Here is a 13,031-nt window from a genome sequence, read left to right as displayed (position 1 = left end):
GAAAAGTGTGTAAAATACCGTTTACTGCTTGACGTTGACAAATGTCCGTTATAGACGGACTGCGCTGCACCCGGAGATGCCGCAGCGTGTCGGAAGCCGGCAGGGATAGGGGCTTTTTATTCATGAATCCGAAAACGCTCAAATATATTCTGAAACGAATTGTACTTGCGCTTTTTACCATCTGGGTGGTGATTACGCTGACCTTTTTCGTCATGCACGCGGTACCGGGCGGTCCGTTTGTCGGGGAGAAAGCGGTCTCTCCGGCGGTGCAGAAAGCGATGGAGGCCAAGTACGGCCTCGATAAACCGCTGGGCGTACAGTACTGGACCTATCTGACGGACGTGATCCAGTTCCGCTTCGGCCCTTCCCTGAAGCAGCGTGGTCGCATGGTGATCGACATCATCGGCGACGGGCTGCGGACCTCTGCAAAGCTGGGAGTGATTTCAGCAGGGCTTGCTACTCTCTTTGGCGTGGTTCTGGGCTCCGTTGCGGCGCTCCGGCGCAATACGGTGACGGACCGCATCATCATGGTGATCACCACGGCGTTCGTATCTATGCCCTCCTTTATCATGGGCTCGCTTCTTCTTGTCACCTTTGCCGTAAAAACGCATATCTTTCCGGCGAACGGCTCCACCCGCGCAGGACTGGTGCTGCCGATCGTCACGCTGATGCTCTATCCGATGGCGTATATCACCCGTCTGACGCGCTCCTCCATGCTGGATGTGCTCGGACAGGATTACATCCGCACCGCAAGGGCCAAGGGCGTATCGGGCATGCGGATCATTTTCGGTCATGCGCTGAAAAACGCTCTCATTCCCGTCATCACCTATCTCGGACCGCAGCTCGCCTATATTGTCACCGGTTCTCTCGTCGTGGAACAGATCTTCGCCGTGCCGGGGCTCGGCCGTTCCTTTGTGAACAGCATAACGAACCGTGATTATACGCTGATCATGGGGACGACGATCGTTCTCGCGACGCTGATCGTTGTCATGAACCTTGTGAGCGATATTATGTATAAGATCGTGGATCCCCGCATCCATCTGGAATGAACGGGGAAAAGGCTATCAGTAAGCAGCGGAAAGGCAGACAGGAAATGGACAATAAACGCAAACGCCTGAGCATGCAGGTTGATCTCAGTGATTTTATGCCTGCGGCGGACGAAGAAAAAGAATACATGGTCAGAATGCGGCCCTCCACGACCGCATTCAAGGACGGAGTAAAGCGGCTGCGCAGGAACCGTGTCGCGATGATCAGTTTCTGGGTCATCGTGATCATCACGCTGGCGGCGATTTTTGTTCCCATGTTCTGGCCTTACAAATACGAGGCCATGCTGGGCATGGTGCCGGGCAAGCCGATGGACCCCTCGTTCAATAACCTCCGGCCCTTTGAGTATGCCAGAACGGAGCTGAACGCGATGGAGAACGGGGCAAGAGTCATGCCGCATCTTTTCGGAACGGATGCAAACGGCCGCGACTACTTTATCCGGGTGATCTACGGTACGCGCATTTCCCTGGCGGTCGGTTTTTTCGCCTCCATCATCGTTCTTCTCATCGGCCTTGTCGTCGGCTCTGTTTCCGGCTATGCGGGCGGCGCCGTCGATATCGTGATCATGCGCATTGTCGATATCATCTATTCTCTGCCGGACATGCTGATGGTCATTTTGCTGGCGTCGGTCATGAAGGTTACGCTCTCGCAGAAGCTGGAGGGGACGCCGCTTGCAAAGATCGGCTCCAACATCATTTCGCTGTTCATTATTTTCGCATTGCTCTACTGGGTATCCATGGCACGGCTTGTGCGCGGCCAGATTCTCTCTCTTCGCGAGCAGGAATATGTCCTCGCGGCACAGGCAAGCGGCGCAAAGGGGAGCTGGGTCATCCGCAGGCATCTCATTCCGAACTGTGTTTCCGTCATCGTGATCAGTACGGCGCTCCAGATTCCGAGCGCGATCTTTACGGAGAGCTACCTGTCCTTTCTCGGCCTCGGCGTAAACGCGCCCATGCCGTCTCTGGGGTCGTTGGCGTCGGATGCGCTGAACGGCCTGAGCTCCTATCCCTATCGTCTCGTGATCCCGGCGATTGTGATCTCGCTTATTGTGTTATCGCTGAATCTTTTCGGCGACGGACTGCGGGACGCTTTCGACCCGAAGCTGAATGCGTGACGGGACGCGCCGCGATAAAGACAGAACGCAGACGCCGGGGAACCAGCCGGAAGGGAGGCGGAGCTTGGCAGCGGGAGGAAATGAACGACCATGGCATTATTAGAAGTGAGAAATCTGTCGACCTCTTTTTTTACGGATGAGGGCGAGGTGCGAGCGGTAAACGGGGTTTCGTTTGACCTGGAGCGCGGCAGGGTGCTTGGCATTGTAGGCGAGTCCGGCTCCGGAAAATCGGTCACGGCCTACTCCATCATGCAGATTCTGGCGTCCACGGGACGGATTGTCGGCGGCTCGGTCCGCTTTGACGGACAGGAGCTGGTGGGGGCCGGCGAAAAGGTCATGAAGACCGTGCGCGGCAACCGGATCTCCATTATCTTTCAGGATCCGATGACCTCTCTCAACCCCACCTATACCATCGGCCGACAGCTCATGGAGGCGATTCTCCTCCATACGGACCGCAATCGGGAGCAGGCCCATGAGCGGGCGGTCGAAATGCTCCGGCTTGTCAACGTCAATGAACCGGAGAAGCGGATGAAGCAGTACCCCTATGAATTTTCCGGAGGTATGCGGCAGCGTGTCATGATTGCCATGGCGCTGGCCTGCGAGCCTGATATTCTGATTGCGGACGAGCCGACCACGGCGCTCGATGTCACGATACAGGCCGGTATCCTTGAGCTGATGAAAGACATTCAGAAGAAGATCGGCATGGCCATCATCATGATCACGCATGACCTCGGCGTCGTCGCCCAGCTCTGCGACGAGGTGATCGTCATGTATGCCGGGGCCATCTGCGAGCAGGGCACGGCGGATGAGATTTTCTACAATCCGAAGCACGAATATACCAAGGGCCTGCTCCGCTCAATCCCCACAGCGTCCAACACGGACCAGAAGCTCGAGCCGATCAGCGGGACGCCTATCGACCTTTTGAATATGCCGAAAGGCTGCCCCTTTGCGCCACGCTGTGATGCGGCGATGAAAATCTGCATCCGGAGCCGCTGTGAGCGCATGGAGATCAACGAGCATCATGCAGCGGCATGCTGGCAGAATCTCCGTGAGGAGATGCTGCGCGCGGGCGTGGAGCAGAAAGGCGGTGAGCAGTCATGACACAGGATACCATCACGGCGCCGGTTCCGACAGAGCCGTCCGCAAAGGAGCAGCCGCTGATCCGGGTGCGCTCCCTCAAACAGTATTTCAATATCAACACCGGCTTCTTTCAGAGCCGTCCGCTTAAGGCGGTCGACGATATTTCCTTTGATATCCGCGCGGGCGAGACGCTCGGTCTTGTCGGTGAGTCCGGCTGCGGCAAGACCACGGCGGGGCGCACGATCCTGCACCTCTACCAGCCCACGGCGGGAGAGATCATTTATAGGGGAAAGACGATCCGGACGCGGGAGGATGTGCAGGAGTTTCGCACCCATGCGACCATGGTCTTTCAGGACCCTTATTCGTCGCTGGATCCCCGCATGACGGTCGAGGATATCATCGGCGAGCCGCTCGATGTCCATCATATATACCGGAATCCGAAAGAGCGCCGGGAGCGCATCCTTGAGCTGATGGAACATGTCGGGCTCAATTCCGAGCATGCAGCCCGTTACGCCCATGAGTTTTCCGGAGGACAGCGGCAGCGCGTCGGCATCGCGCGGGCGCTGGCGGTCAGCCCGGATTTCATCGTCTGCGATGAGCCGGTCTCGGCGCTGGATGTTTCCATACAGGCGCAGGTCATCAATATGTTTGACGAGCTGCAGGACAAGCTGGGCCTGACTTACCTCTTCATCGCCCATGACCTTCTGGTCGTCCGCCATATCAGTGACCGCATCGCGGTCATGTACCTCGGCAAGATGGTGGAGCTGGCGGATTCCGGAGAGATTTACAGCCGGCCGCTGCACCCCTATTCCAAGGCGCTGATGTCGGCGGTTCCGGTTCCGGATCCGAAAGCGGCGCGGGCGAATCAGAGGATCACGCTGACCGGCGAGATCCCGAGTCCCTTAAACGCACCCGGCGGCTGCCCCTTCCACACGCGCTGCCCCTATGCGAACGCGCGGTGCACCGAGCTTATGCCGGAGTTCCGCGAGCTGGAAAAAGGCCGTTTCGTCGCCTGCCACCGGGCGGAGGAAATCAACGGCTGATCTTCCGAAAGGTTCATTTCATATCCTGCCGGAGCGCCACAGGCAGACGCGCCGCGCCGGATATGTTTTGATATCGCTTCATTGATCTTTGTTTTCAAAGAAAAGAGGAGTCAATTATGAAAAAGTTCATTGCACTCGGACTTTCCGCAGCGATGATGCTCAGTCTTGCTGCCTGCGGCGACTCTGCGGCCGGCACGGCCTCCGCAGATACCGCGGCCTCCGGGACGGAGACCGAAGCGGCGGAGAGCAGTACGGAAGCGGCCGCGGAAACGACTGCTTCTGCGGATTCGCTCAATGTCTGTCTGGCCTCTGAGCCCGCCTCGCTCGATCCGGCGCTCAATACCACCGTCGACGGCGGCACGCTCTGCCTGCATCTTTTCTCCGGTCTGGCATCGTGGAGACAGGCGGAGGACGGCTCGATGGAGCTGGTTCCGACCTGCGCGGAGGAGCTTCCGGAGGGCGTCGTCAACGACGACGGCACGGTGACCTACACCTATACGCTGCGCGACGGCCTCAAGTGGTCGGACGGCAAGCCGCTCACCGCGGGCGACTTTGTTTTCGCGTGGAACCGCGCGGCCTCCACGGCGCTGGCGGCGGACTACGGTTATATGTTTGAGGCCGTAAAGGGCTATGCCGATATCTGGGAGACGGATGCGGACGAAAATTATGTGAATCCCGACGCGAAGCTCGCCGTCGAGGCACCGGACGACAAGACCCTTGTCGTCACCCTGAACAACGCGATTCCCTACTGGAACGAGCTTCTCGCGTTTCCCGCGTATCTGCCGGTCCGCGAGGATGTCGTCTCGAACGAGGCCTGGGCGACCGACCCGTCCACCTATGTCGGAAACGGCGCCTATGTGATGAGCGGATGGGAGCACAACAGCGTCATCACGCTCAAGAAGAACGACCAGTATGTGGATGCGGCGGAAGTGACCATGCCTGAGATCAACTTCTACCTCTCCGACAATTCGAACAACATGCTGACCAATTTCCAGAACGGCGACTGGCAGATGATCGACGACGTTCCGACCAACGAGATTGCCGCTCTCAAGGAGCAATATCCCGAGGAATTCAAGGTGACGGGACAGCTTGGAACCTACTATGCCTGCTGGAATGTCAATCAGGAGATTCTGCCGAAGGGCAGCAGCCTGACCGGTGTCGAGGCGGAGAGAGCCCGCGAGGAGATCCGCAGAGCCATTTCGCTTCTCTTTGACCGCAATTACATCGTTACGAACATCACGCAGGCCGGACAGGTTCCCGCGTCCTCCTTTGTCGCGATGGGACTTACGGATGCGGATGGCTCCGAGTTCTATCAGAACGCCGGCCCCTCCGATGCATACAATGGCTATTACGATGTTTCCGCCGATGCGCTGGAGAGCAATTACAACGAGGCGATCGAGACGCTGAAGAAGTATTATGAGTTCGACGAGGCGAAGCAGCAGTTCACCAATGTCCCGAGCCTGATTTACCTCTATAACACCTCCGAGGGGCACAAGGCGATCGGCGAGTATCTGCAGAGCGCGCTGGCCGGCATCGGCATCACCATGAACCTTGAGAATCAGGAATGGAACACCTTTATCGCAACGCGTAAGGCCGGCGATTTCACGCTTGCCCGCAACGGGTGGCTTGGCGATTACAACGATCCGATCTCGTTCCTCGACATGTGGGTGACGGTATCGGGCAACAACGATGTGCAGCTCGGCAAGGGCGCGCATAAGGATCTCAAGGCGTACAGCCTTGATCTGACCGATCTCGGTTATGACCTCAAGGTCACGGACGGCACCTGGGCCGAGACCTACGATGTCCTCATCACGGACATCAAGACCTGCACGGACAAGGAAACCCGCTACGAGCTGATGCACAGAGCGGAGGATCTGCTGATGAGCACCGGCACGATCTGCCCTCTGTACTATTATACAGATCTCTTTATGGTCGATCCGAACCTCAAGGGCTTCTTTACGAGTCCTCTGGGCTTCAAGTATTTTACCTATTCTCACTTCTGATAAGCATGGCAGCTGCCCTGACGCTGCACAGGAGCTTATACACTAAAAATAAAACCGTTCGTCTGCGGCTCTCTTTAAGAGAGGGCAGGCGGGCGGTTTTTTATGTTCTCAGGAACAATTTCAGAAATATGATCGGAGACGTGATCAGAAGCGGGGTCAGAAGCTTCGCAGGGCGGCTTTCTCCGCGTCGTCTCCGGCATCCTCGATCCGGCGGATCACGGCGGTATAGCGGTAAGCGTCGCTCACGCGGACCGTGACGGTGTCGCCGGCTTTCCGGCCGAGCAGCGCCCTGCCGAGCGGCGATTCGATGCTGATGAGATTTTTCAGCGAGTCTCCGCGGATGGTCGAGACGAGGCAGTAGCTCTCCTCGGTGTCGTCCTCCGGAATATAAATGGTCACCCGCTTGTTGATCCCGGCCTCATCTCCGGAGGACGATTCCTCGACGATCTCAGCGGTCCGGATCATCCGCTCAAGGAAGCGGATCCGGCTCTCATTTTTGTTTTTGAAGCGCTTGGCGGCGTGATATTCAAAGTTTTCGGACAGATCGCCCTGCGCGCGGGTCTCCTTTACCTCCTCGAGAGCCTGCTGCCGTATCACAAGACGGCGGTGGTCGATCTCCTTCTGCATTTCCTCGATATCATTTCGTGTCAGCTTGTTCCGCATGATGATTTCCTTTCTGCAAAGCTCTGTATATTATAGCGCAGATTTGTATAAAAATCGTAACAAACGGAGATTTCTTGCAATGTGCGGGAAAGAGGATTATAATAGCAAATCAGACTTGAGGAACGTCTGTTCGAGACTGCGCGGCACCGCAGGGTGACGCCGGCGCATGCCTCGCATAAGTGCTTCGGCAATGGAGATATCTATGTTTCATATGAAAACAGGCACCCGGCGGGTGATTGCGGGAGTGATCGCGGTGCTTCTGATTGCGGCAATGGTGGTCACGCTGCTCGCGGCGGTATAGGCATCGGATGTTTGAGCAGGTGCTTCGGCACATGGTATTTTATGAACGGAAAATTACAGAAGAGAATATTGCGTCAATCGACGGCAGGGGCGGTGCGGACGCTTGTGTATCTTGCGGCTCTCCTGCTGCTTTTTGCTGCAGGCGGCGCGCGGGTGCGTGCGTCGGAGAGCGATCTGGTCTATCCGGACCGTGTGATACGAAACGGGATCTCCATCGGCGGCGTCGATCTGTCCGGCCTCAGCGAGACGGAGGCCTATCAGAAGTATGCGGCGTGGGTTGAAGAGATACGGCAGACGCCGGTCACGCTGCAGGGGAAAGAGCCGGATCAGACCGTTGCGCTCACGGCCGATGCGTTCGGCCTCAGCTGGGACAACCCGGCGGTCATCGACGAGGCCGGAAGCTACGGGCGAGGCAGCAACATTATCCGCCGCTACAAAGAGCAGAAAGAGCTGGAACGGAATGGCGCGGATCTGAAGTCCGGCCTCCGGCTTGACAGGACAAAGATCGCCGATGTGCTTGCCAATCAGTGCGCGGCGCTGAACAGGGAGGCCGAGAACGCCTCCCTGAAGCACGAAAACGGCGTATTTACGGTTGTGGGCGGAACGGAGGGCTATGTCGTCGATAAGGAGGCCTCCGCGGCGGCGATTTACGATGCGCTGACCGGCGGCTGGGATGGCACGGCGCTGGTTATTCCTCTCCCGATCACGGTCGACAAGCCGCAGGGGGATGCCGAGACGCTGTCCAGAATCAAGGATGTGCTGGGGAGCTACACCACAAAATACCCGAATTCAGGCAAGAACCGCTGTGACAATATCGCTAATGCGAGCGCCAAGCTGAACGGCAGGACGCTGTACCCCGGCGAGCAGCTTTCCGTTCTCGATGCGATCACGCCCTTTACGGAGGAGAACGGCTATTATCTTGCGGGCTCTTATCTGGGGTCGCAGGTGGTCGAGAGCTTCGGGGGCGGAATCTGTCAGGTTTCGACGACGCTCTACAATGCCGTGATCCGGGCGGAGCTCCGGGTGGACGAGCGCTACAACCATTCCCTGATCGTCAGCTATGTCGAGCCCTCCATGGACGCGGCCATCGCGGAATCGAGCGGAATGGACCTTAAATTCACGAATACCTCGGAGTATCCGGTCTATATCGAGAGCTACACCGAGGGAAAGAGCATCACGTTCAAGGTATGGGGCGTGGAGACGCGCGACGCAGGGCGGAGCGTCTCGTTCGAGAGCGAAACGCTCGAGACGATCGTGCCGGAGGGCGTGAAGATATACACGGACAGCACGCGGCCGATCGGTTATATCAGCACCTCGGCGGCGCATACCGGCTATCGGGCGCGCCTGTGGAAGACGGTGAAGCAGGACGGAAAAGAGCTGAGCCATGAGGTATTCAACTCGAGCTATTACAATGCGGCCCCCGTTTCCTACACGGTAGGAACCGCGGGGAGCGTGTCCGAGGAGCTGTCCGCGGCGATTGCGGCCAATGATATCGAGACCGTCAAGACGCTGATTGCGGGCGGAAGCCCGAGCACTCCGGCGCCGGATGCCGTCACTGCGGCGGCGCAGCAGGCGGCACAGGAGGCCTATGCGGCCGCGCTGGCCTCCGGCGCGGATGAAGCGACCGCCATGGCGCAGGCGCAGGCCGCCGCCGCGGCTACTGTGGCGTCGCAGACACCGCAGTAGGCGGCAGGAGAGGCGATGGATCGCCCGCCGCGGGCGGATACGCGGGCAAGGCAGGCACGGACGGAAACAGCAGCATTTTCTTCCCGCACCGGGGGGCTGAAGAAACAGGGTCCCTCCGGTGCGTTTTTTTGGTAGAATGGACCAGAGGAACAGAGAGGACGGCAGAGTGACGGCATGAATCGACTGCGTACAAAAATACGTTTATCGACCTTTCAGGTCATTATTTTTTCGTTCGCAGGCGTGATTCTCATCGGAGCCCTGCTTCTGTGTCTGCCGTTTGCGTCGCGGGACGGCTGCGCGGCTTCCTTTGAGGATGCGCTTTTCACCTCGACCTCGGCGGTCTGCGTGACGGGACTGATTGTCCGCGACACATGGTGGGGCTGGACGGTGTTCGGCAGAACGGTGATTCTCCTGCTCATTCAGGCGGGCGGCATGGGTGTCGTGACCATTGCGATTCTGATCTCGCTCTTTTCCGGAAGAAAGATTTCCCTCTCCCAGAGGACGCTGATGAAAGAGGCGATTTCCGCGGAGAAGATCGGCGGAATCGTCCGTCTGACCTCGTTTATTCTGAAATTCACACTGGCCGCCGAGACGCTCGGCGCGCTCTTCCTTGCGCCGACGTTCTGCCGGCACTACGGCGCGGTCCGGGGCATCGGCTTTGCCGTCTTCCATTCCGTCTCCGCGTTCTGCAATGCGGGCTTTGACCTGTGCGGGGAGCCGGAGCCCTTTTCCTCTCTCACGGCCTATGCCGCGAGCGTTCCGGTCAACCTCACGGTGATGCTTCTCATCATTGTCGGCGGGCTGGGCTTCCGCACGTGGGAGGATATCGGCCGTCACCGGCAGAATGTCGGCAGATATCAGCTGCAGACCAAGGTGATCCTGTCGATGACGCTGTTCCTTATTTTTCTCCCGGCGCTGTATTTTTATTTTTTTGAGTTCCGGGGAGAGCCCTTTGGGGAGCGGCTTCTCGCTTCGCTTTTTCAGGCGGTCACGCCGCGGACGGCGGGCTTTAATACCGTGGATGAGACGGCGCTCAGCGAGACGGGCAAGATGGTGATTATCTTTCTGATGCTGATCGGCGGCGCGCCGGGATCCACGGCGGGCGGAATGAAGACGACGACCGCCGCCGTGCTGCTTGCTTCGGCGGTCGCGGTGTTCCGGCACAGGCAGAATGCCGAGATGTTCCGGCGGCGGGTCGAGGCGGAGGTGATCCGCAAGGCGGCGGCGCTTCTTCTGATGTATCTGCTGCTCTTTCTGTCGGCAGGCATGGTCATCAGCCGGGTCGAGGGTCTGCCGCTGCTGCCCTGCCTGTTCGAGACGGCCTCCGCCATCGGCACCGTGGGATTGACGCTGGGGCTTACGCCCGGGTTTTCGCTCGTATCAAAGGTGATTCTGATGCTGCTCATGTTCTTCGGAAGAGTCGGGGGACTGACCATCATGTTTGCGGCGGTATCGTATCGCTCGGACTGCGTCACGCTGCCGCGCGAGGATATTGCGGTGGGATGAGGGGACGGTACCTGCCGTGCCATCGATTTTGACCGCAGGGGAGAATCCGCCCGTGCGAAATTTTTCCTGCGGACGCCGCAAAATTATGTAGGAGGAGAAACGCATGAAATCAATATTGCTGATCGGACTGGGAAGATTCGGGCGTCACACCGCCATCCGTCTGCAGGAGCTGGGACATGAGGTCATGGCGGTCGACCGGCAGGAGGGGCGCGTGGAAGCGGCGCTGCCGTATGTGACGAGCGCCCTGATCGGGGACAGCACGCGGCAGGACTTTCTGGATTCGCTGGGCGTGGGCAACTATGACCTCTGTATTGTGACGATCGGGGACGATTTTCAGAGCTCGCTGGAGACGACCTCGCTCCTTAAGGAGCTCGGGGCAAGGCGGGTGGTGGCCAGAGCGTCCCGCGATGTACATGCAAAATTCCTTCTGCGGAACGGGGCGGACGAGATCGTGTACCCGGAGAAGCAGATGGCGGAGTGGACCGCCACTCGGTACAGCTCGGACCACCTGTTCGATTATTTTTCCATGGGCGACGGCTATGCCATCATGGAGATCGAGGTCCCAAAGGACTGGAGCGGGCGGACGGTCGGGGAGCTGGACATCCGGAACCGCTACAAAATCAATATCATGGCGGCCAAGACGGACGGCAGGCTCAATATGCAGATTTCCAACGTGACAATGTTTACCGGACACGAAACGCTGCTGGTGCTGGGAAAAGGGGCGGATATTCAGCGCTGTTTTCATATCTGACGAGCGCGCCGGGCCGTCCGGCCCGTGCGCATATTCCCGTCTTTCCTTTTTGCTTTCTTTTTCGCGCGTCGGATCCCTCTCCGCTTTTCCCGTCCTGTGGCTTGACATTCCGGAAACGGCAAAGCTAGAATAAAGGAGAACAAAACGTTACGCGCATATTTCACCCGAGTTTCGGCATGGAGAACGCAGGATGAACGAAGAACAGGAAATGGAGCGGAAGTCTCTCGTGCAGCAGTTTTACGATGTGACGGATCGGAGCGGGAGAAGGGAGCTTCTTGCGCGGATTACGGCGCTTGAGGGGGAGACGGAGGAGAATGTTCTCCGCCGGAACGTCATGGAACGGCGCTACGACGTAAAGAACGGGGCCGAGGTGGATTATTTTATCCGCGGCTGGATGCTTCTTGGCTCTCTGCGGAGCCGTTTCTGGGGCGTGCGGGCCATGCGCCGGGATGCGGCGGAGGTGCTCGCGTGCTGGCAGATGGACAGGGCAGAGAGCGAGCCGGGGCGGAGCGTGATTTCCGGCGAGCTCTACAACATGACGCGGCTTTATATCGAGCTTTGCGGCCGCGACCGGGTCTACAACTCTCTGCTGTGGGGCTTTGGAACCATCAGCGACAGGCGGCGCGGCGACAAGATCGCGGAGGAGATCGTCCGGCAGACCGAGACGATCCCGAAGAGGCTCAGCATGGAGACGGAGTTTGCCCTGTTCCGCGAGGCGGCGCAGGCGGCGTGGAGAAAGTCGTCTTCGGAGCGCGCATAGGCTTCCGGCAGAACGCCGGACGGACGGCGCAGACAGATGCAGATCGCGGGGAAAAATTATGGCGTCTACAATCAAGGACATACGGGAGGAGACAGGACTCAGTCTTGCGACGATCTCCAAATATCTGAACGGCGGGCATGTGCTGGCGGAAAACAGGACAAAGATCGAGGCGGCGGTAAAGAAGCTCGACTATCATCCGAACGCGCTGGCGCGCGGACTGGTGAAGAACCGCACGATGACCATCGGCTTCGTCTGCCACAATGTGAGCAGTCTGTTTGAGTGCACGCTGATCCATTATGCCGGGGAAATTCTGCGCCGCAAGGGCTATGGTCTTATGATCTGCGACTCCTCGGGGGACGCGGAGCAGGAGCGCCGAAACATCCGTTTTCTCGTGGAGAAGCAGGTCGACGGGATCCTGATTGTCGCGATTTCGCAGTACAGCGATTTCCTGAAGCCCGCGATTTCGGCGGGGATCCCCTTTGTTCTGCTCGACCGTCTGGTGTACGGAGGGCAGTTTGACTGCGTGACGATCGACAATCGGGAGGCGGCGGAGACGGCGGCGCGCTATCTCATAGAAAAGGGGCATCGAAGGATCGCCTGCATCTGCTCCAATCAGGAATACACGGGGGAAAAGCGTCTCGAGGGCTTTCACGCCGCGATGCGCGCGGCGGGCATTCCGGCCAGGGAGGAATACTGCAAGACGACGGACAAGTTCTCGGTGGACGCAGGCTATCAGAAAATGAAAGAGCTCATGGCGCTTCCCGAGCCGCCGACGGCGGTGTTCCTCGGCAATTACGAGGTCGATCTGGGCTCTGTGATCGCGCTGAACGAGCTCCATCTGAAATATCCGGAGGACGTGTCGCTTATCGGGATGGACGACTTGTTTCTGTCCGGTCTTACCAGGCCGGAGCTGACGCTCCTGCTGCAGCCGATGAACGAGATGGTCGAGGTGGCGGTGGATATGCTGCTGCGCCGCGCGGAGGGGGACAGGCTCTACGCGCCGCAGAAAACCGAGCTGTTCGTTACGCTGAAGGAGGGGGAGTCCGTCCGGGATCTGCGGGAGGAAGCGCAGCAGCGGTCG

11 protein-coding genes are annotated in these 13,031 nt (G+C 58.7%); 10 read left to right on the top strand and 1 reads right to left on the bottom strand.

From position 1 onward, the window contains the following. Positions 1–122 precede the first annotated feature (122 nt). The 5 genes from E0E20_RS12030 (at position 123) to E0E20_RS12010 (ending at position 6,284) form a co-directional block, all read left to right on the top strand. Positions 123–1,049 (top strand): ABC transporter permease, encoded by a 927-nt coding sequence (locus E0E20_RS12030; RefSeq protein WP_130838439.1) that lies wholly within the window; start codon positions 123–125, stop codon positions 1,047–1,049. A gap of 44 nt (positions 1,050–1,093) precedes the next feature. Beyond that, positions 1,094–2,158, top strand: coding sequence for an ABC transporter permease (locus tag E0E20_RS12025; protein ID WP_130838438.1), 1,065 nt, complete (start codon positions 1,094–1,096; stop codon positions 2,156–2,158). A gap of 90 nt (positions 2,159–2,248) precedes the next feature. Continuing rightward, a complete protein-coding gene (locus E0E20_RS12020; protein WP_130838437.1) occupies positions 2,249–3,259 on the top strand; it encodes an ABC transporter ATP-binding protein in 1,011 nt (336 codons plus the stop codon). Next, positions 3,256–4,281, top strand: coding sequence for an ABC transporter ATP-binding protein (locus E0E20_RS12015; protein ID WP_130838436.1), 1,026 nt, complete (start codon positions 3,256–3,258; stop codon positions 4,279–4,281). The genes E0E20_RS12020 and E0E20_RS12015 overlap by 4 nt, the downstream gene beginning before the upstream one ends. A 116-nt stretch (positions 4,282–4,397) precedes the next feature. Continuing rightward, positions 4,398–6,284, top strand: coding sequence for a peptide ABC transporter substrate-binding protein (locus E0E20_RS12010; protein ID WP_130838435.1), 1,887 nt, complete (start codon positions 4,398–4,400; stop codon positions 6,282–6,284). Between the two features lie 156 nt (positions 6,285–6,440). Here E0E20_RS12010 and E0E20_RS12005 read toward each other — a convergent pair whose 3' ends face one another. Next, on the bottom strand, positions 6,441–6,947 hold the full coding sequence (locus E0E20_RS12005) for a GreA/GreB family elongation factor (protein WP_130838434.1): 507 nt from the start codon (positions 6,945–6,947) through the stop codon (positions 6,441–6,443). A 342-nt stretch (positions 6,948–7,289) separates the two neighbouring features. On the opposite strand from E0E20_RS12005, the gene E0E20_RS12000 reads away from it, so the two are divergent. The 5 genes from E0E20_RS12000 to E0E20_RS11980 all read left to right on the top strand — a co-directional run. After that, on the top strand, positions 7,290–8,933 hold the full coding sequence (locus E0E20_RS12000) for a VanW family protein (protein ID WP_130838433.1): 1,644 nt from the start codon (positions 7,290–7,292) through the stop codon (positions 8,931–8,933). A 174-nt stretch (positions 8,934–9,107) separates the two neighbouring features. Beyond that, entirely contained in the window at positions 9,108–10,439 is a 1,332-nt protein-coding gene (locus tag E0E20_RS11995) for a TrkH family potassium uptake protein (protein ID WP_130838432.1), read from the top strand. Between the two features lie 103 nt (positions 10,440–10,542). Beyond that, positions 10,543–11,190, top strand: a complete 648-nt coding sequence (locus tag E0E20_RS11990) for a potassium channel family protein (RefSeq protein ID WP_130838431.1) — start codon at positions 10,543–10,545, stop codon at positions 11,188–11,190. A 190-nt stretch (positions 11,191–11,380) separates the two neighbouring features. Continuing rightward, positions 11,381–11,950, top strand: a complete 570-nt coding sequence (locus tag E0E20_RS11985; protein WP_130838430.1) for a DUF6553 family protein — start codon at positions 11,381–11,383, stop codon at positions 11,948–11,950. Between the two features lie 58 nt (positions 11,951–12,008). After that, positions 12,009–13,031: LacI family DNA-binding transcriptional regulator (locus E0E20_RS11980; RefSeq protein WP_130838429.1), on the top strand; the 1,023-nt coding region annotated here is incomplete at its 3' end.

Origin of the sequence: Lachnoclostridium sp. Marseille-P6806 (genome assembly GCF_900625025.1) — a bacterium.
In the GTDB taxonomy this organism is placed as follows: Bacteria; Bacillota; Clostridia; order Lachnospirales; family Lachnospiraceae; genus CAG-791.
The sequence above is the reverse complement of the archived record's forward strand: the minus strand, read 5'-3'. Positions and strand labels throughout refer to the sequence as shown.